The 18,442-nt window shown below is 62.5% G+C and carries 16 protein-coding genes; 3 read left to right on the top strand and 13 right to left on the bottom strand.

The annotated features are described in order from the left end of the window. Positions 1 to 23: 23 nt before the first annotated feature. From nusA to RCH10_RS19095, 7 genes are all read right to left on the bottom strand, one after another. The gene (gene nusA / locus RCH10_RS19125; protein WP_187052082.1) at positions 24 to 1,508 is read right to left on the bottom strand and encodes a transcription termination factor NusA; all 1,485 of its coding nucleotides are present in this window, start codon (positions 1,506 to 1,508) and stop codon (positions 24 to 26) included. 15 nt (positions 1,509 to 1,523) lie between these two features. Then, complete coding sequence (gene rimP / locus RCH10_RS19120; protein WP_323501345.1) at positions 1,524 to 2,177, bottom strand: ribosome maturation factor RimP; 654 nt, start codon at positions 2,175 to 2,177, stop codon at positions 1,524 to 1,526. 141 nt (positions 2,178 to 2,318) lie between these two features. Further along, positions 2,319 to 3,524 (bottom strand): YbfB/YjiJ family MFS transporter, encoded by a 1,206-nt coding sequence (locus RCH10_RS19115; protein ID WP_409053618.1) that lies wholly within the window; start codon positions 3,522 to 3,524, stop codon positions 2,319 to 2,321. 8 nt (positions 3,525 to 3,532) lie between these two features. Then, entirely contained in the window at positions 3,533 to 5,155 is a 1,623-nt protein-coding gene (locus RCH10_RS19110) for an ABC transporter ATP-binding protein (RefSeq protein ID WP_409053617.1), read from the bottom strand. Beyond that, positions 5,152 to 6,210: an ABC transporter permease gene (locus RCH10_RS19105; RefSeq protein ID WP_323495197.1), complete on the bottom strand. Its 1,059-nt coding sequence runs from the start codon at positions 6,208 to 6,210 to the stop codon at positions 5,152 to 5,154. Before RCH10_RS19105 ends, RCH10_RS19110 begins: the two co-directional genes overlap by 4 nt. Positions 6,211 to 6,214: 4 nt before the next feature. Continuing rightward, positions 6,215 to 7,249 carry a microcin C ABC transporter permease YejB gene (locus tag RCH10_RS19100; protein WP_187052087.1) on the bottom strand — a complete coding sequence of 345 codons (1,035 nt, stop codon included), beginning with the start codon at positions 7,247 to 7,249 and terminating at the stop codon, positions 6,215 to 6,217. A gap of 10 nt (positions 7,250 to 7,259) precedes the next feature. Further along, positions 7,260 to 9,056, bottom strand: coding sequence for an extracellular solute-binding protein (locus RCH10_RS19095; protein ID WP_409053616.1), 1,797 nt, complete (start codon positions 9,054 to 9,056; stop codon positions 7,260 to 7,262). Positions 9,057 to 9,093: 37 nt separating this feature from the next. Between RCH10_RS19095 and fabI the strand changes: the two genes are divergently transcribed. Together fabI and RCH10_RS19085 are read left to right on the top strand one after the other, a co-directional pair. Next, positions 9,094 to 9,885 carry an enoyl-ACP reductase FabI gene (gene fabI, locus RCH10_RS19090; RefSeq protein ID WP_323495194.1) on the top strand — a complete coding sequence of 264 codons (792 nt, stop codon included), beginning with the start codon at positions 9,094 to 9,096 and terminating at the stop codon, positions 9,883 to 9,885. A 37-nt stretch (positions 9,886 to 9,922) separates the two neighbouring features. After that, positions 9,923 to 10,798 (top strand): DNA ligase, encoded by an 876-nt coding sequence (locus RCH10_RS19085; protein ID WP_323501349.1) that lies wholly within the window; start codon positions 9,923 to 9,925, stop codon positions 10,796 to 10,798. A gap of 16 nt (positions 10,799 to 10,814) precedes the next feature. Here RCH10_RS19085 and phnX read toward each other — a convergent pair whose 3' ends face one another. The 6 genes from phnX to RCH10_RS19055 form a co-directional block, all read right to left on the bottom strand. Further along, complete coding sequence (gene phnX, locus RCH10_RS19080; RefSeq protein WP_409053615.1) at positions 10,815 to 11,642, bottom strand: phosphonoacetaldehyde hydrolase; 828 nt, start codon at positions 11,640 to 11,642, stop codon at positions 10,815 to 10,817. Between the two features lie 20 nt (positions 11,643 to 11,662). Beyond that, complete coding sequence (locus RCH10_RS19075; protein ID WP_409053614.1) at positions 11,663 to 12,790, bottom strand: TIGR03364 family FAD-dependent oxidoreductase; 1,128 nt, start codon at positions 12,788 to 12,790, stop codon at positions 11,663 to 11,665. After that, positions 12,787 to 13,488, bottom strand: a complete 702-nt coding sequence (locus tag RCH10_RS19070; RefSeq protein ID WP_323495190.1) for an HAD family hydrolase — start codon at positions 13,486 to 13,488, stop codon at positions 12,787 to 12,789. Before RCH10_RS19070 ends, RCH10_RS19075 begins: the two co-directional genes overlap by 4 nt. A gap of 26 nt (positions 13,489 to 13,514) precedes the next feature. Beyond that, complete coding sequence (locus tag RCH10_RS19065) at positions 13,515 to 15,251, bottom strand: putative 2-aminoethylphosphonate ABC transporter permease subunit (RefSeq protein ID WP_409053613.1); 1,737 nt, start codon at positions 15,249 to 15,251, stop codon at positions 13,515 to 13,517. Between the two features lie 26 nt (positions 15,252 to 15,277). Next, positions 15,278 to 16,411 carry a putative 2-aminoethylphosphonate ABC transporter ATP-binding protein gene (locus RCH10_RS19060; RefSeq protein ID WP_323495188.1) on the bottom strand — a complete coding sequence of 378 codons (1,134 nt, stop codon included), beginning with the start codon at positions 16,409 to 16,411 and terminating at the stop codon, positions 15,278 to 15,280. Between the two features lie 73 nt (positions 16,412 to 16,484). Then, complete coding sequence (locus tag RCH10_RS19055; RefSeq protein WP_409053612.1) at positions 16,485 to 17,522, bottom strand: putative 2-aminoethylphosphonate ABC transporter substrate-binding protein; 1,038 nt, start codon at positions 17,520 to 17,522, stop codon at positions 16,485 to 16,487. 164 nt (positions 17,523 to 17,686) lie between these two features. On the opposite strand from RCH10_RS19055, the gene RCH10_RS19050 reads away from it, so the two are divergent. Further along, a complete protein-coding gene (locus RCH10_RS19050) occupies positions 17,687 to 18,439 on the top strand; it encodes a phosphonate utilization associated transcriptional regulator (RefSeq protein ID WP_409053611.1) in 753 nt (250 codons plus the stop codon). The last annotated feature ends 3 nt before the right edge of the window (positions 18,440 to 18,442 follow it).

Genomic DNA, 18,442 nt, shown 5'->3' with positions numbered 1-18,442 from the left:
TTGGTTTCGTGCCTTCATGACCGTCACTCTTGGCCAGCGAACCAATGTTCGCGGGCTTTCAAGATGAGGGTCGTGGCGTCAGCGGCGCTGTGGCCGGTGATCTCGGTAAGTTCATCGACCGCAAGGTCGGCCAGGTCGTCACGGGTGTGTACACCCGCCTCGGCCAGTTTTGGAATCAACTCAGGGTCCAGGCCTTCGAGGTCGCGCAGATTTTGCGAGACGGTCTCGACGCCCTCTTCCTTGGCGATTTCCATTGTGAGCAGCGCATCTTTTGCACGCGTGCGCAGCTCATTGATCGTGTCTTCGTCGAAGCTCTCGATTTCAAGCAGTTCTGAGATCGGCACGTAAGCCACTTCTTCGAGGCTGTTGAAGCCCTCGGAGATCAGGATATCGGCCATTTCCTCGTCGACATCGAGCTTTTCCATAAAGAGCTTGCGGCTGGCATCGGTTTCGACGGCCTGCTTTTGCGCAGACTCGTTGGCGTCCATGATGTTGATCTTCCAGCCGGTCAGGTCGGACGCAAGGCGCACGTTCTGCCCACCGCGGCCGATGGCGATGGCGAGGTTTTCCTCGTCGACCACCACGTCCATGGCGTGCTTTTCTTCATCGACGACGATCGACGACACATTGGCGGGAGCCAAAGCACCGATGACGAACTGCGCTGGATCTTCGGACCACAGCACGATGTCGACGCGCTCGCCGGCCAGCTCGTTGGTAACGGCATTGACACGTGTACCGCGCACGCCGACGCAGGTGCCGATCGGGTCGACACGCTTGTCGTGCGACAGCACGGCGATCTTGGCACGCGAGCCCGGATCGCGAGCGCAGCTCTTTATTTCGAGCAGGCCCTGTTCGATTTCTGGCACTTCCTGGCGGAACAGCTCGATCATGAATTCCGGCGCCGAGCGCGACAGGATGATCGGCGCGCCGCGCAGCGTCAGGTCGACTTCCATGATCATGGCGCGGACGCGGTCGCCATTGCGCAGGTTTTCCTTGGCGATCATTTCGCTGCGGCGCAGGCGCCCTTCGACGCGACCGGCCTCAACGATGATGTCGCCCTTGTCCAGGCGCTTGACGGTGCCGACGAAAATCTTATCGCCGCGCGACATGAAATCGTTGAGCAGCATCTCCCGCTCGGCGTCGCGGATCTTTTGCAGGATGACCTGTTTGGCCGCCATCGCGCCAATGCGGCCGATGGGTACCGAGTCCACCGTTTCTTCGATGTACTCGTCGACCTCGATGTCGGGCATCTCTTCCTTGGCTTCGAACAGGAGGATTTCCTGGTCGGGCAGCTGCAGGCCGGCTTCATCCGGAACGACATGCCAACGGCGGAAAGTCTCGTAGTCACCGCTGTCGCGGTCCACGACCACGCGGATGTCCACGTCGCCCTGGTGGAGCTTCTTGGTGGCCTGGGCCAGCGCAGACTCGACCGCGCCGAAAACGACGTCACGTTCGACGTTCTTCTCGCGCGAGATCGCATCCACCAACATCAACATTTCGCGATTCATGCCACTGCTCCTCGATCAATCCTGTCCATTGCCTGTGGCGGCTTTGGCGGTTTTCGTCTTGCGACCCTTGAAATCCACAATCGGCGCGAGCCGCGCGTCACGCAGCTCGTCCAACCTGAAGCCGAGCGCCTGCAACGGGGCCGGCTCACGCTTCTTGCTCACTTTTTGTCCAGGCTTGGTCTTCGGCTCTTCGCTCCAGACGATCTGCCAGCCTCTGACGGAATCGCTTCCGTCGGCGCCAGCCGCACCTTCGACACGCTCCAGCGTGCCGCGAAACTTCTTGCGGGTGGGCGACACCTGGCCCGCCGCAGCCGCTCCCATGGGGGCCTTCAGCGTGAGGTCGATCACCTCGCCTGCGAAACGCTCGAAATCCTGCTCATTGCGCAGCGGCCGGTCAATACCCGGCGAGGAAACCTCGAGCCGCTTGTATTCAGCACCGTCCACTTCCAACGCGAACTGCAATTGCCGCGTGACCTTCTCGCAATCTTCCACCGTGACGGCAGGATCGGGCAACCCGGCAGCCACAGCTTCCGAATTGGGGGCCTTCCATGGCAAATCAATCGTCACGCGCAGCAACCCCCCGGCCGATCTTTCGATCTCGACGAGGTCGTAGCCCAACCCTTTTACGGTCGCGACCACGGTTTGTTCCACTGTCTGCTGCAATGCCACGTGTTCGAAGTTGCCCTATCTGGAAAGCCGGAATGCCGGAAATGCACAGACCAAAAAAAACGGGCGGTTGGTACCCGCCCGTTTGGTCGTGAGCCTCGAATTATATGCCATTCAGGTGACAAATAAAGGCTTTCCCAGGCCTTAGACGGCTGCCACGTGGCTTGAGGCACGCGATTTCGACCATACCCACGCAAACATGACGCTGCCGAGCGCCAAGGCTGCCGCCGCGACCAGCAAGGGCACCCCGAAAGAACCGGTGCGCTGCGCCAGCGGCGCAGCAAAAAGCGGCCCCAGAATTTGGCCGACGCCATAAGACGCCGTCGCATAGCCGATCAGCCCTGCCGCTGAATTGCCGCGGAGCCGCCGCGCCTCGCGCACGGCAAACAGCGTGATGACCGTAAACGGCAAGCCGAGCAGCAAGCTGCCAAGCGCGAAGCCGACGATGGTGGGCCAAACCACCGACAGCACGACACCTGCCGCCTGCAGCGCATAGGCAATGGCCATGAGCAGCCGGTTGTCCCAATGCGTTGGCGCTCGGGCGCCGATCAGCGCGCCGACGATCACCGCCAGCCCGAACAAAGGCCAGAAAAGGTCTGGCCACGGAGACCCAGGCAATGCCTGCCGCGCGATGACAGGCAAAAACGTCGCTGTGATGATGTACCCAAAGCCGGCGATACCGTACAGCGCGATCAACCAGCCGGCGTCCCCGCGCGCCGCCTGAGTCGCTGCAGCAGAACGAGGCGCCGCCGACATGCCCACCGACGCTGGCACGGCCTTCGCGCCATCGTCGAACACGCGCCAGATCACCGCGATCAGCGCCAGCGCCACGATGCCGAAACCGATCCACGCCGCATCGGAGCCCCACCGCCCCACCACGCCGCCAAGCAGGCCGGTCGTCGCGATGCCAACGCCTGGCCCGGTAAAGATCACGCCGCCCAGCATCGGCGAATTGGTTTCTGCGAGCCGGCGTGCGCCCCAGCCGGACGCAAAGACAAACACCCAAGCACTCATCACGCCAGCGGCCGTCCGCAGCACGCCCCAGATGCTGAAGCCGTGCAGCAATCCCATTCCGATCAGCAACGCCGCGGTCGCAATCAGGCCGCTGCGCACCATCGTTGTGGCCTTGACCCGGAGCGACGCGCAGGTCACCGCACCAACGAAGTAACCCAGGTAGTTGAGCGACGCCAGCAAACCGCCCGCCTGCAGGTCGAGCTTGCCCTCATGCAACATGATCGGCAGCATCGGTGTGAAAGCGAAGCGCCCCAGGCCCATGGCGACCGCGAGCGTGACCATGCAAGCCAGCGCCGCACGCCAGGCTCCGCGTCGATCCGATTCAAAACTTGTCATTCTTCATTTCAGGTGGCCAATGCAGCCCGGACCAGTGTTTGCGTGTAGGGATGGTGTGGTGAGTCGAGCACTTCATCGACACTGCCGCGCTCCAGGATGGCACCGTCCTTCATGACGATCACCTGATGCGCCATGGCCCGAATCACTTCGACGTCGTGCGTGATGAGCAGGTAACTCAGCCCGCGCTCGCGCTGCAGCTTTTGCAGGAGACCGAGCACCTGTTTTTGCACCGTGACGTCGAGCGCACTTGTAGGTTCGTCGAGCACCAGCAACTGCGGGTCGACGATCAGGGCACGCGCAATGGCCAGTCGCTGCCGCTGGCCACCCGAAAACTCATGCGGATAACGGTCGAGCAGCGCGGGGAATTGAACCTCCGTCAAGCCGACATCGGCCAGCGCCGTCAGCACGCGATCCCGCCGCGCGGACGAGCCGAGCGCCGGCTCGTGCACAAGCAGCCCCTCGCCGACGATCTGCTCGACTGTCATCCGCGGTGAGAGCGACGAGAACGGATCTTGAAAGACGACCTGCATGACGCGGCGCAATGCCCGATCAGCGCCCTTGCCGGCGGCCCAGCGTTGCCCCGTCACTGCAAGCGTGCCACCGTGCGGCAGCAAGCCCAGCGCGGCCAGCGCCAACGTCGACTTGCCCGAGCCCGACTCGCCGACCACACCCAGCGTTTCGCCCGGCACGATGCGGAAATCCGCGCCTTCGACGGCTACGAACGATCCCTTGCTGAACCATCCGGCGATGCCGGGGCGCGGCACCGGGTAGACCACTCGCAGCGCTTCGGCCTGAAGCACAGGCGCCGCATCGTTCGTGCTCGGCACCGGGCTCACGTTGCGCACCGGATGACTGTCGATCAGCTTGCGCGTGTAGGCATGGCGCGGTGCGTCGAACACCGCCGCAACATCGCCCTGCTCCACGATGTCGCCGTTTTCCATCACGGCCACGCGATCGGCGAACTTGCGGACCAGATTCAGGTCGTGCGTGATCAACAGCACCGCCATGCCGTAGCGGCGCTGCAGGTCGGCCAGCAGTTCGAGAATCTGCGCCCGCACCGTGACATCGAGCGCGGTAGTCGGCTCGTCGGCCAGCAGCACCCGCGGCTTGCAGGCCAGGGCCATGGCGATCATGGCGCGCTGGCGCTGCCCGCCCGACAACTGATGTGGTAACGCCTGCGCCCGCCGTGCCGGCTCGGCGATGCCGGTGTCGGCCAGTAGCTGGACCGCTGCAGCCTGGGCAGCACGCGCCGACAGGCCTTCGTGCAGTTCGAGCACCTCCGCGATCTGGTCGCCGACGCTGTAGAGCGCGTTGAGCGCTGTCATCGGCTCCTGGAAAATCATCGCGATCTCCTTGCCGCGGATGCCGCGCAGTCGCTGCTCAGGGAGCGACAGCAGATCGCGAAAACCTGAATCTTTGTCGCCACCCTGAAGCCTGGCGACGCCACTCACCGTGGCGTTTTGCACGAGGCGCAACAGCGACAACGCAGTCACCGTTTTGCCCGAACCCGACTCCCCGACGAGCGCAAGCTTTTCGCCCGCACCGATGCTGAAGTCGACACCGTGCACGACTTCCTTGTCGCCGAATGCGACCCGCAGATTCTTCACCTCGAGCAGCGGTTCGAACTTCATTTTTCGGCCTTGCGCGGGTCGAGCGCGTCGCGCAGCGCATCGCCCATGAAAGTGAGCAACATGAGCGTGACGACCAGCACGGCAAAGGTCGACAGCGAGATCCACCAGGCGTCGATGTTGGCCTTGCCCTGGCTCAGCAATTCGCCCAGCGATGGCGTGCCTGGCGGTACACCGAGCCCCAGAAAATCCAGCGAGGTCAACGCCAGGATCGCGGCACTCATGCGAAACGGCAAGAACGTGACCACCGGCGTCATGCTGTTGGGCAGGATGTGGCGCCACATGATCTGCATGTTGCCGACCCCCAGTGCGCGTGCGGCGCGCACGTAGTCCATCTGGCGATTTCGCAGGAACTCGGCACGGACGTAATCGGACAAGCCCATCCAGCCGAACAGGCTCAGCAGAATCAAAAGCAATGCGATGCTGGGCGCGAAGATCGCACTGAAGATGATGAGCAGGTAGAGCTCCGGCATCGAGCCCCAGATTTCGATGAAGCGTTGAAACGCAAGGTCGGTCTTGCCGCCGAAGAAGCCCTGGATGGCGCCGGTGATCACCCCCAGCAAAGTGCCGATGAACGTGAGCGCCAACGCGAACAACACGCTCACCCTGAAGCCGTAGATCAGTTGCGCGAGCAGGTCGCGCCCACGGTCGTCGGTGCCGAAAAGGTTGTCACGCGACGGCGCCGAAGGATTGGGAAACTTCGCGAAATAGTTAAGCGTCTTTGGCCCGTACGGGTTGGGCGCATAGAGCGCCCAGTTCGGTCCTCGCGTGATGCGCTCGCGGATGAAGGGGTCGAGGTAGTCGGCAGGCGTTTCGAAGTCGCCGCCGAAGGTCTTTTCGGCATAGTCGCGCATCACCGGAAAGTACGTTTGGCCTTCGTATCGAACCACCAGCGGCTTGTCGGTCGACAGCAATTCGGCGAACAGGCTCAGTACGACGAGGATGCTGAAAAGCACGAGACTCCAAAACCCGAGCGGGTTGCGTCGAAAACGCCGCCACGCGCGCCGCGCCGGTGACAGCGACGGGGCTGAGCGCGCAGGCGCCACGATCGTGTTCATGGGCTCAGTCAAACTTCACTCTCGGGTCGACCCACACGTAGCAAAGATCGCTGATGAGTTTGGTCACCAGGCCGATCAGGGTGAAGAGGTAAAGCGTGCCGAGGACCACCGGGTAATCACGACGGATCACGCTCTCATAGCTCAGCAAACCCAGCCCGTCCAGAGAGAACAGCGTTTCGATGAGCAACGATCCGGTAAAGAACGCACCGATGAAAGCCGCCGGAAAGCCCGTGATGATCGGGATCAGCGCATTGCGAAACACATGCTTCCACAGCACCTGCCGCTCCGACAGACCTTTGGCGCGCGCGGTCAGCACGTATTGCTTACGGATCTCTTCGAGGAACGAGTTCTTGGTGAGCATGGCGGTCACCGCAAAACTGCCGAGCACCATCGCGGTGATGGGCAAGGTGATGTGCCACAGATAGTCGACGATGCGTGCGCCCCAGGTCATGCTGTCCCAGTTAGACGAGGTGAGCCCGCGCAGCGGAAACCACTGCAACTGCCCGCCGAAGATCACCAGCAGCGCCACCCCGAGCACGAAGCCGGGAATCGCATAGCCGACAAGCACGACCAGCGTGGTCACGAAGTCGAAGCGAGAACCGGCGCGTACCGCTTTGGCGACGCCCAGCGGCACCGCGATGAGGTAGCTGATGAAGAAGGTCCACAACCCGAGGCTGATCGACACCGGCAGCTTTTCTTTCACCAGTTGCCAGACGTCCTTGCGTTGATAGAAGCTCTGCCCGAGATCGAAACGCGCGAAAGATTTCAGCATGCCCCAGAAGCGCTCAATCGGCGGCTTGTCGAAGCCGTAAAGCTGCTTGATTTCTTCGATGCGCTTGGCATCGAGTCCCTGCCGCCCGCGATAACCTGCACCGCTCGACGCTGCACGCTCACCGCCCGAGTCGCGGCCTTGCAGCTGCGAGACCATTTGCTCTACCGGCCCGCCGGGCACGAACTGGGTCACCACGAACGTCAGGATGAGTACGCCGAGCAGCGTCGGCACCATCAGCAACAAGCGTTTGAGGATATAGCTGGCCATTGGCGTTGATCTACTTGTTGAAAGACGACGCCCACCAGGTCGCCATAGCCCACGAATCTGGCTGATAGAACGGCGGCAGGGTCGGCGGCAGCACAAAGCCGGCCGGCCGATAGCCGACCAGGAACGCGTCGCTGTACCACTGCGGGATGGAGTAGTAACCATGCGACAGCACACGGTCGAGCGAGCGCATCGCGGCGGTCAGCTCAGGACGCGTCGTGGCCTGCACCACCTTCTGCAACAGCGCATCGACTGCTGGATCGCTGATCCCCCAGATGTTCGACGAGCCGGGGTTTGCGGCAGCCTTCGAGCCGAACAGCTCGAACATCTCGCCGCCCGGCGCATTGCTGCCAGGCAGTCGCACCGTGGTCATCTCGAACTCGAAGTTGTCCATGCGCTGCTGGTACAGCGAGCCATCGACAGTGCGCACCCGCAGGTCGATGCCCAGCTTGCTCAGCGACGTTTGCAGCGGCGTGATGAGCCGAATCAACGATGCCTGGTTGTTGAGCAGCTCGATGTCGAAGACCTCGTTCTTCGCATTGCGCAGCGCGCCGTCGCGATATGTCCAGCCAGCTTGTGCCAGCAGCTGTTGCGCCTGCCGCAAGTTGTCGCGCAAGCTCGCCGGCGGCAGGGTCGTCGGCGACACGACAGCGGGCCCGAACACAACGGGCCGCAGCTCCTTGCGCAAGGGTTCGAGCAATGCCAGCTCGTCCGACGTCGGCGATCCCGACGCATGAAATTCGCTGTTTGGGAAATAGCCGTCCACGCGTTTGTAGAGGCCGTAGAAAAGCTGCCGGTTGAGCCATTCGAAGTCCATCGCCAAGCCAATCGCTTGTCGCACGCGCACGTCCTGAAACTTCGGGTTGCGCAGGTTGAACACGTACCCCTGAAAGTCGCCAGGATTGCGGTTCTCGAAGACCTGCTTTTTGACATCGCCCGAATCGAACTGCTTGCCGCTGTATTGCCGCGCCCAATTGCGCGAAATGAACTCGCGCATGAAGTCGAACTCACCGGCTTTGAGGCCTTCGAAGCGCGCCGTCTCGTCGAGGTAGAGCTTGAATGTCAGTCGGTCGAAGTTGAACTGCCCCTTGCGCACGGGCAACTGCGCGCCCCAGTAGTTCGGGTCACGCAAGTAGGTGATATCGCGTCCCAGCCGCGCGCTGGCTGGCTTGTACGGGCCGGACGCAATCGGCACATCGCTGGTGATCTGATCGAACGGCTTGCCGCCACCCCACGCACGGCTGAACACCGCCATGCCGCCTACCACCAGCGGCAATTCGCGATTGGGGTTGGCAAACTCGAATCGCACGGTGCGCTCGTCGACAGCCACCGCACGCTTCACCTCCGCGTAGATCGTTCGAAACTGGGGAGCGGCCAGCTTGCCGGTCAGCGTCTCGAACGAATGGACCACGTCGGCGGCCAGCACTGGCGAACCATCGTTGAAGCGCGCCGTCGACCGCAGTTTGAAAGTAGCGGACAGCATGTCGGGCGCCACCGTGACATCTTCGGCGAGCAGGCCGTATGCGGTCGTGGCTTCTTCTGAATTGCCAATGAGCAAGCTCTCGAACACCAACAACCCCAGTCCTGCCGGCGCGGTGCCCTTGAGCGTGAACGGGTTGAACTTGTCGAAATTGGTGACCGCGATCGGCGGCACCATGCGCAATTCCCCGCCTTTGGGTGCGTCGGGGTTGACGTAACCGAAATGCGTGAAGCCTTCGGGGTATTTGATATCGCCGAATTGTGCGTAGGCATGGGCTGCCCACGAGGGGGCTGCCACGAGCATCCACAGACAAAGCAACCAACATCGCATGCGAGAATTCTGCACAAGATTTATGTGAGGCAAATTTATGGGCTTTCTTTCGGGCAAGAAACTGTTGATCACAGGCGTGCTGAGCAACCGCTCCATCGCCTACGGCATCGCCAGAGCGTGCCACCAGCAAGGCGCAGAACTGGCATTCAGCTACGTCGGCGAGCGCTTCAAGGACCGTACCGCCGACTTCGCGAAAGAGTTCGGCTCCACGCTGATCTTCGATTGCGACGTGAGTGACGACGCGCAAATCGACAAACTGTTCGCCGACCTTTCTCAAAGCTGGCCCAAGTTCGACGGCTTCGTGCACAGCATAGGCTTCGCGCCGCGCGAAGCGATCTCGGGCGACTTCCTGGAAGGCATCACGCGCGAAGGCTTCCGCATCGCACACGACATCAGCGCCTACAGTTTTCCGGGCATGGCCAAGGCGGCACTGCCCTATCTCAACGACAAGTCGGCGCTGCTGACACTGACCTACCTCGGCGCGATTCGCGCGCTGCCCAACTACAACACGATGGGTCTTGCCAAGGCGTCGCTCGAAGCCTCGGTGCGTTATCTCGCCGGCTCGCTCGGGCCCAAAGGCATGCGCGTCAACGGCATCAGTGCCGGACCAATCAAGACGCTGGCGGCCAGCGGCATCAAGGGCTTCGGCAAGATCCTGTCGGCCGTCGCCGAGGTTTCGCCATTGCGTCGCAACGTGACCATCGAAGACGTCGGCAACGTCGCTGCGTTCTTGTTGAGCGATCTGGCAAGCGGCGTGACGGCCGAAATCACCTATGTCGACGGTGGCTTCAGCCAGGTCGTCGGCGGAATCGACGAACCGGCATCCTGACCGGTCCCGTCGCGGAGAGAGTGCCTGGGAGGGCCATATGAAACGGCGCATTTTTCTATCCGCGGCTTTCGCTGCTGCGATCACCACGGCCACGAGTGTCACATCGCTGGCTCCTGCAGCCTACGCGCGCGAGCCGGCACCACCGCTGATGCTGGCCGAGGTGTACCGCCGCGGCATGTCGCTCGACGGCTTCTGGGTCAGCGAGAAGTACGACGGCGTTCGAGGCTACTGGGATGGCAAGCAGTTGTGGACGCGCGGCGGAGAGCGCGTGACAGCGCCCATCTGGTTCACTGCGCCACTGCCTCGCACGCCGCTCGACGGTGAGTTGTGGGCCGGACATGGCCAGTTCGAGCGTGCGCTCTCGACCGTGCGCAGCCAGACGCCCAACGACGCTGCCTGGCGCGAGATGCGCTTCATGGTGTTCGACTTGCCAGCCCAACCCGGCACTTTCGACCTCCGGCTGGCCGCGCTGAAAAAGCTGCTGCCGATCACCAGCGCACCCTGGGTGATGCCGGTGGCTCAAGAGCACACGACCACGCATGCCGACTTGCAGGCCCTGCTCGACAAGACCGTCAAGCTGGGCGGCGAGGGGCTGATGCTGCATCGCGGCGCGTCGCTCTATCGCGGCGAGCGCAATGGCGACTTGCTCAAGTTCAAACTCTATGACGATGCCGAGGCGCGCGTGGTCGAGCAACTTCCGGGAAAGGGCCGACACACCGGTCGACTCGGCGCCTTGCTGGTCGAGACACCCGGAGGGCGACGCTTCAAGCTTGGCGGCGGCTTCACCGATGCGCAGCGCGACAACCCGCCGGCAGTGGGCACCTGGGTGACCTACCGATTCAACGGTGCAAACGCCAGCGGACTGCCGCGCTTCGCACGATTTTTGCGGGTGCGGGAAGAAGGCCCGACCTGAAATCGGCGCCGCTCGATCAGGGCTCGATGCCTTGCCTGAGCTTCGCTTCGATATCGTCGATCACCGGCAGCAAATCGGCCACGCTGTCGATCACGTAGTGGGCGCCTGATGCCTTCAGCTTGGCGGTGGCGATCTGCCTGAGCGCATCCTGGCTGGCAGCGTCGAGTGCCTGCCATTCAGCCAGCGACAGGCCGACCGCGTTGCCGCTCACAGCCAGCCCCACTGTCCAGGTGCCGGCATGGATGCCCTCTTCGATCCCGACGCCCGTGTCGTCGACCTTGACCACGCTCGACGGTGGCCACACGCCGATGTCGGCAAAGGTGCGGTACATCATCAACGGCGAGGGCCGCCCGGCTGCCAGATCCCCGGCGCAGACCAGGTTGTCCGGCACGTAGCCGCCAGCGGCAGCGATGGGCGTCACGACTTCCATGATCGGCCGGTTGTATCCGGTGGTCGAACCGATCTTGAGCCCGCGCGCGCGCAGCGTGTTCACCATCTCGACCGCGCCCGGAATGAAGTCTGCGAAGTCGGCCACGACGGCCGCATTCATCGGCGTGAAGACTTCATACAGGTGGTCGACGTCGGCATCGGTGAGCGGCCGGCTGAAACGCTTTTGCCACTGCGCGGCGATGCGCGGCAATGTACCGAGCGCCTTGATGTGGTCCCACTTGGCCACGCCCATCGGCCCGCGCGCTTCGTCGACGGTAATCACGATGCCGAACTTTTCGAACAGACGCACGAAGGCGCCCATTGGCGCGCAGGAACCGAAGTCGAGGATGGTGCCGGCCCAGTCAAAAACGACGGCGCTGAGGTGGCGAGGCAATGCGGCGGAAGAAGTGGTCATGGAAGTTTGTCTCGAGAAATCTACCAACCGGCGAAGACATCCTCGGCAATGCCGAAAGCGGTGCTGGCACCGGTGCCGCTGGTGACCAGCACCAGCCGCGTAGCGTCGTCGGGTTGGTCGATCAGACAGTCGGTTGTGGCGGATGAAGGATAGGTGCCAACCCAGCGCTTGGTCACCTTGGCCTGCTGCAACTTCAAGGCCTTGTGCATGTGACCGAGGATGAGATCGTCCACGCGCTGATCGGCAAAGGGTTCCGGCGCGGCGCCGTAGTGATGCGAATCGCCGACGACCAGCGAGCCGTCGGCGCTCTGCACCACGATCAGGTGAATTCCGTTGTCGAGCGACTCGCCCTCTTCGCGGCGCATCTGTTCGAGCAGCAGTGCCGCAGCCGGCAGCTTGCTATAGCCGTGATAGCGCACCAGGCTCAGATCGGACATCACAGAGCCGGGCAAACGGAAGCCGGGCTCGGGCTGAACGCGCAGCATGTGCAACTGGCACAGCGTGAGCTTGTGCTGCGCAAGTCGTTCCGCGAAGAGGCCGTGCAAGTCGGTGTTGGTGCAGACGACCACGCGCTCCGCATGCAGGGCGGCGAGCGAGGTGCGCACTCGCGGCGTGGCGACTTCGAGTACCGCTTCGCCGAAGCGAAACACCACGCCCAACGATGCGGCCAGCCACTTGGCAAGCAGACCGATAGCGGTGCGCGATTCGACCCGCATCTCGTGAGGGCTGTAGAGCACCGCTTGGGCGCCCTCGAGTTGCATGACCGGCGCGCGCCGCATGGCCTCGCTGATGTCGAGCAGCTCGCAACCGTCTCCCATTGGTGTGGCCATGAACTCCTCGAGCACCTTCAACGCCTGGGGGCGAAAAGCGCTCAGGTACAGGCCGCGATGCAAAACGGCGATGCCCGCTTGCGGGGCGACCTCGCCCCACACTTCCCGCGCGCGGCGGGCACGGCGCCAGGTGTCGCCTTCGCCCTGGCCGGTGACTGTGATGAAGCCGAAGTTGCGGATCGATGCACCGACGCACGCGGCGTCGCGTTCGAGCACACAGACTTTCAACCCGCGCTTGGCCGCCGTGTACGCGTGAGCCAGGCCGACGATGCCGGCACCCACCACGATGAGATCGAATTTCGTTTCGGAAGAGGTCATGATGAAGAAGAAGGAAGCCCACGCGCCAACCGCAGCACCGGCCAGTGCCGCTGCTGCGCTTCGACCGCGAGGCGAGCATCGGGATCGACCACGACAGGCTGGCCGACCACCAGCAACAGCGGCAGGTCGTTGATCGAATCGCTGTAGAAAAAAGCACGCGCGAGTTGCGCGTCGAGGCCATCGGTCGTGTCGTCACGCGCTGCCAGCCAGTTGCGCAAGCGCATGACCTTGCCCTCGCGCATATTGAGCACATCGCGCGTGCGGCCAGCAAAACGGCCATTGGCAAGCACTTCGAGCTCGGTCGCGATCACATGCTCGAAGCCAAGTTCGCCCGCAGTCAGTTCGACAAGAAAGCGACTCGTCGCGCTGGTCAGCACCAGCAGATCGCCACGATCGCGATGTTGCTGGACGAGTTCGCGTGCCGCGTCCGGAATGCGCGGACTAATCACTTCGTTCATGAACGCAGCGCGCGTCGGCGACCACTCGGCCGGACTGCGGCCCTCGAAGGTGGAAGCGAAAAATTCACAGAACTCGCCCGGCGCTGCTTCGCCTGCGTGATAACGCCGGTCCATGTCCGCGTTGCGCTGCGCGAAGCAGTCGCCGAGCAGGCCGCGGCTCACCAAAAAGTCAGCCCACAGTACCTCGCTGTCGCCGGTGAGCAAGGTGTTGTCGAGATCGAACAGGGCCAGAGTTTGCATGGGCGTAGACATCGCAGTGGACCGTATCAACGGTTCGGCGCCCGCCAGGCTTGCGTGCGGTGGTCGATCCACTTGCCGAGCGCCATGTACAGCAAGGTGACGACCAGCGAGGTCGCGGCGATGAGCACCGCCATCGCCGCGGCCGGGCCGGTGTCGCCGGCTTCGTCAAGGTTCAATATCGCGACGGCCGCCACCTTGGTGTCGGGTGAGTACAGAAACACCACGGCCGAGATCGTCGTCATCGCGTTGATGAAAAAGTAGCGCGACACATCCAGTAAGGTCGGCAGGCAGATCGGCAGCGTGACACGCCAGAAGGTCTTGTAGAACGGCACCTTGAGCGAAGCCGAGACCGACTCGAATTCCGGGTCGATCGACTTCAACGCGGTGACCATCGTCAGATGGCCCGTCGTGTAGAAATGGACGATCGTGCAGAGCACCAGAATGCCCAGCGACTGGTACATGAAGTTCAACGGATTGGCAGGTGCGTTGAAGAAGAAGATGTAGCCCAAGCCGAGCACCAGGCCCGGTACCGCCATCGGCAGCATTGCCATCAACCGGATCACGGGCCGCGCCCAGTCGAGCCCGCGCGTCTTCTCCAGCAGGTAGGCGCCGATAAAGACGACGATGGTGCCGATCACCGCCGTGCATGCCGCCAGCTTGAGGCTGTTGAGCATCGCGTCGCCCAGTTCGGCATCGACCAAACCTGACACGTAGTGCGAAAAGCTGGGTGTCAGGTTGTACGGCCAGAGCGTCGCGAACGATGCGAACACGGCCATGAAGAACATGGCAAGCATGAGCGCGACGATCACGCTGCAGTAGATCGCCATCGCCAGGTCGAAGCGGCGCGATGGCCGCGGCACCAGCGCCACCGCGCGCGCCGACAAGACCGACACTTGCTTTCGCTGCACGAAGTAATCGATGGCGAAAGTGAGCGCCGCCGGCGTCAGCAAGAACAGCGCGACGACCGCGCCACGCCGAAAGTCCTGCTGACCGATGACAAGCTTGAAGACGTCGGTCGCCAACACATTGAAATTGCCGCCGACCACCTTCGGGATGCCAAAGTCTGTCATGACCAGGGTGAAGCTCACCAACCCCGAAGAGATCAGCCCGTACTTGGCACCCGGCAGCGTGATGGTGAAGAACTTCCGCACCGTGCTCGTGCCCAGCGCATCGGCCGCTTCGTACAGCCGCGCATCGGCCAGCGTGAGCGCCGTGACCAGGATCATCAACACGTGCGGGAACACCGAGAAGCACTCCGCCAACACGATGCCCGACGGTCCGTAGATGCCAGTGAACCCGAGCGCGAGCCAGAAGTCCTTGGCAACACCTTGATTGCCGAACCAGTAGATCAGCGAGATGGCCGACAGCAGCGACGGCGCCAGCAGCGGCAGCAGCGTGGTGGTGCGAAAGAGCGGCTTCAACGGCATGCAACTTCGCGTGAGCGCATAGGCGAAGGTGAATGCCAGCGGCACCACGATGATCATCACCAGCACCGACACCCAGGTGCTGTGCCAGAGGCTCTGCATCAGCGCAGGCGACGCGATGTAGCTGCCGAACGCGCTCACGCCCGACGCAGCGCCATCGGGTGTCTCCAGCGCCTTAGAAAGAATAAACAGCAGCGGCGCCACAAATCCGATGGCGAGCAACGCGACTGTGAACAGCAGCGCCAAATGCGAAATTCGATCGACCCAATAGACACGTTGCTTCAGCGGAGGCGCGACCAATACGATCGACGCGGCTGACAGTGCGGGGAATGCTGACATCGAGTTCTCGCGCTATCGCGGTCGCGTCAGGCAGCAGCTGCCATGGCAGACACGGGAGCCACGGAATGCATGGGGGAAAGAGGAAACACCCGCAGCCGATCGGCCCGCAGCGAAAAGCGCACGCTGGCACCTTCGCGCACGCCGAACTCGTCCATCTGGTTGAGCGAATACTGCAGCAGCAACGGCTGCCCGGGGATGCCGAGCACGTCGACTTCGGCCAGGCAATTGCCGCCCAGGAATTCAATGTGCCGCACAGTGCCCTCGCATCGCATCGGATCGTCGTCGAGCACGTTGCCGACCACCCGGTCTTCCGGACGAAGGTAGAGCGCGACGTCGCGGCCGGGCCTGAAGTCCGCGCCATGACCGGCCGCCGTCTTCAGGCGCATGTCGCCACAGCGAAACCAGTGATCGCCCTCCGCCACTGCGGTCAGCCGATTCACCTTGCCGACGAAATCAGCAACGAATGGAGATGCCGGTTCGCGGTACACCTCCAGCGGTGTGCCGACCTGCTCGATCACACCGTGGTTCATCACCACGATGCGGTCGGCCACCGACAGCGCTTCTTCCTGGTCGTGCGTGACCATCACGGTCGTCACGCCCAACTCGCGTTGCAGCGACCGGATTTCGTTGCGCAGATGCACCCGCACGATGGCGTCGAGCGCAGAGAGCGGCTCGTCGAGTAGCAGCAGCCCTGGCGACGTCGCGAGCGCACGTGCCAGCGCGATGCGCTGCTGCTGCCCTCCCGACATCTGTGCCGGGTACTTTCCGCCGCTGCCCGGCAAGCCGACCAGCTTGAGCAGCTCTTCGACCCGCTGCGCGATCTGCGACCTGCTCTGCTTGCGGTTGACCAGCCCGTAGCCGACGTTCTGAGCCACCGTCAGGTTGGGAAAGAGCGCATACGACTGGAACATGATTCCGTAGTCGCGCCCGGCTGGCGGCAGCACAGAAATGTCACGGCCGGCCTGCAGGATGGTGCCAGCCGTTTGCGTCTCGAGCCCCGCGATGATGCGCAGCAACGTGGTCTTTCCGCAGCCCGACGGCCCGAGGAAACAGACGAACTCGCCCTGTCTAATCGACAGATCGATGCCGTCCAACGCGTTGAACGCGCCGAAGCTTTTGCGGATGCCCTTCAGTTGAAGGTAGTCGTTGACTGCAACCATTGCGATGACCTTCGCTGGCTTAATTCGCTTACTTGGGTTACTTGGGTTACTTGGGTTACTTGGGTTACTCGGGTTACTTGGGTTTGGGCTCGCTCTTGGCGTCGTAGCGTTTAGACCATTCGGCCAGCGTCGCAGCGCGGCCCGCAGCGGCCTTGTCGAAGTCGAGCTTGATCAAACGTGACTCGTAGTCGGCAGGGATGTTTGCCAGCTTGGGCGCCACGCCCGGCTGCGCTGTGATCGCGAAGTTCTTGCCGTAGAGGATCATCGCGTCCTTCGACGAAGCCCAGTCGGCGAGCTTCTTCGAAGCTTCAAGCTTTTTGGTGCCCTTGTAGATCGCGAAGCCCTCGAGGTCCCAACCGAGGCCTTCCTTCGGGAACACCAGGTCGATCGGTGCACCCTTGGTCTTGTTCATGTGTGCGCGGTATTCAAACGAGATGCCCGCCACGTATTCACCGGCCGAAGCCATGGTGCATGGCTTGGATCCCGAGTGCGTGTATTGGCCGATGTTCTCGTGCAGCGCGTCCATGAACTTCCAGCCGCCGCCCTTGCCGCCGTCGTCACCCCACATCTGCAACCACGACACGACGTCGAGGTAACCGGTGCCTGAAGAGGCGGGATTGGGCATCACGACCTGGCCCTTGTAGATTGGGTTGGTCAGGTCTTTCCAGGTCGTCGGGATCGGCAGGTTCTTCTTCTTGGCCTCGACGGTGTTGAAGCAGACCACTGCACCGAACACGTCCATGCCCCACCAAGCCGGTGGCGATGCCTTGTCCCGGTACTGCGACATGATCGCGTCGAGGTTCAACGGCGCATAGGGCTCGAGCATGCCGTCGCGCTTGAACAGCGCCAGGCTGGTGGCTGCCACACCCCAGATGGCGTCGGCTTGCGGGTTGGCTTTTTCGGCAAGCAGCTTGGCGGTGATGACGCCGGTCGAATCGCGCACCCACTTGATTTCAATGTTGGGCTCGACCTTGTTGAATGCTTCCTGGTAGGCCTTCAGCTGGTCGGTTTCGAGCGCGGTGTAAACGGTCAGCTGGGTTTTCTGCGCCCATGCGCCGGCGGCACACACCAGACCGAGCAGGCCAACAATCAGGGACTTTGCGAACTTCATTTAAGGGGCTCCTGGATCTAAAGAAAATCGAAGATGGACTCTGCCGGACCGACACGACATATTCGTGACACGAAGGCAAAGCAAAATCGGGGCCCGATCGAAAACTTAGTTTATTGTCTTTTGTAAATTGTAGACAATCTCGAATGACTGACCTACGATCGATCATGGTTAAAAAGATATCCAGCAGTCCCGCCATCGCACAGCTTCAGGGCAATTCGCTCGCGAATCTGGTGCAGGTCGAGATCGAACGCATGATTCTGGATGGCGAGTTGTCGTCGGGTTCCAAGCTGACGGAAGCCACGCTGGCAGAGCAACTCGGCGTATCGCGCGGCCCGGTGCGCGAAGCTTTTCGCATGCTCGAGGAAGCTGGATTGGTTCGCACCGAAAAGAACCGCGGCGTGTTCGTGCGCGATGTGCCGATCGAAGAAGCGCTGGAGATCTTCGAATTGCGCGCCGTCTTGGATCTTCATGTGGGACGCAAACTTGCGGAAGGGATCAGCACCGCAGAAGTCCGCGAGTTGCGCCAGCTGACCGACGCCATGGACCAGGCCGTGAAGGCCGACAACGCGCACGACTACCACCGCTTCAACCTGAAGTTCCATGACCGCTTGCTCGAACTCGCCGGCAATACGAAGCTCACGTCGACGTACCGCAAGCTGGTCAACGAACTCTCGCTGTTCCGGCGCCAGAACCTCACCAACGAATCGATGACGGTCTACTCGCGGGAGCATCGTTTGATCGTTAAGACCATCGCAGCGGGCGAGCCTGAGGCAGCCGGCCAGGCGATGTACCAGCATGTGATGAACAGCCGCGAACGCACCCTGCGCAACTACGAGGCCAAGCAGGCAGACGCATTGAAGGCTGCGGTCCTGACCGCTGGCAATGCGGTTAAATCGAACGCCACCGTGGAGGCCTGACCG

The sequence above is a fragment of the Variovorax sp. GrIS 2.14 genome (assembly GCF_046115955.1).
In the GTDB taxonomy this organism is placed as follows: domain Bacteria; phylum Pseudomonadota; class Gammaproteobacteria; order Burkholderiales; family Burkholderiaceae_C; genus Variovorax.
Note: the sequence above shows the minus strand (reverse complement) of the source record. Positions and strands in the feature narration are given on the sequence as shown.

What these genes read in the sequence shown, in the direction of transcription:
- nusA (WP_187052082.1), bottom strand. Translation starts at nt 1,508, where the DNA reads ATGAATCGCGAAATGTTGATGTTGGTGGATGCGATCTCGCGCGAGAAG.
- RCH10_RS19115 (WP_409053618.1), bottom strand. Translation starts at nt 3,524, where the DNA reads ATGACAAGTTTTGAATCGGATCGACGCGGAGCCTGGCGTGCGGCGCTG.
- RCH10_RS19110 (WP_409053617.1), bottom strand. Translation starts at nt 5,155, where the DNA reads ATGAAGTTCGAACCGCTGCTCGAGGTGAAGAATCTGCGGGTCGCATTC.
- RCH10_RS19105 (WP_323495197.1), bottom strand. Translation starts at nt 6,210, where the DNA reads ATGAACACGATCGTGGCGCCTGCGCGCTCAGCCCCGTCGCTGTCACCG.
- RCH10_RS19100 (WP_187052087.1), bottom strand. Translation starts at nt 7,249, where the DNA reads ATGGCCAGCTATATCCTCAAACGCTTGTTGCTGATGGTGCCGACGCTG.
- RCH10_RS19095 (WP_409053616.1), bottom strand. Translation starts at nt 9,056, where the DNA reads ATGCGATGTTGGTTGCTTTGTCTGTGGATGCTCGTGGCAGCCCCCTCG.
- fabI (WP_323495194.1), top strand. Translation starts at nt 9,094, where the DNA reads ATGGGCTTTCTTTCGGGCAAGAAACTGTTGATCACAGGCGTGCTGAGC.
- RCH10_RS19085 (WP_323501349.1), top strand. Translation starts at nt 9,923, where the DNA reads ATGAAACGGCGCATTTTTCTATCCGCGGCTTTCGCTGCTGCGATCACC.
- phnX (WP_409053615.1), bottom strand. Translation starts at nt 11,642, where the DNA reads ATGACCACTTCTTCCGCCGCATTGCCTCGCCACCTCAGCGCCGTCGTT.
- RCH10_RS19075 (WP_409053614.1), bottom strand. Translation starts at nt 12,790, where the DNA reads ATGACCTCTTCCGAAACGAAATTCGATCTCATCGTGGTGGGTGCCGGC.
- RCH10_RS19070 (WP_323495190.1), bottom strand. Translation starts at nt 13,488, where the DNA reads ATGCAAACTCTGGCCCTGTTCGATCTCGACAACACCTTGCTCACCGGC.
- RCH10_RS19065 (WP_409053613.1), bottom strand. Translation starts at nt 15,251, where the DNA reads ATGTCAGCATTCCCCGCACTGTCAGCCGCGTCGATCGTATTGGTCGCG.
- RCH10_RS19060 (WP_323495188.1), bottom strand. Translation starts at nt 16,411, where the DNA reads ATGGTTGCAGTCAACGACTACCTTCAACTGAAGGGCATCCGCAAAAGC.
- RCH10_RS19055 (WP_409053612.1), bottom strand. Translation starts at nt 17,522, where the DNA reads ATGAAGTTCGCAAAGTCCCTGATTGTTGGCCTGCTCGGTCTGGTGTGT.
- RCH10_RS19050 (WP_409053611.1), top strand. Translation starts at nt 17,687, where the DNA reads ATGGTTAAAAAGATATCCAGCAGTCCCGCCATCGCACAGCTTCAGGGC.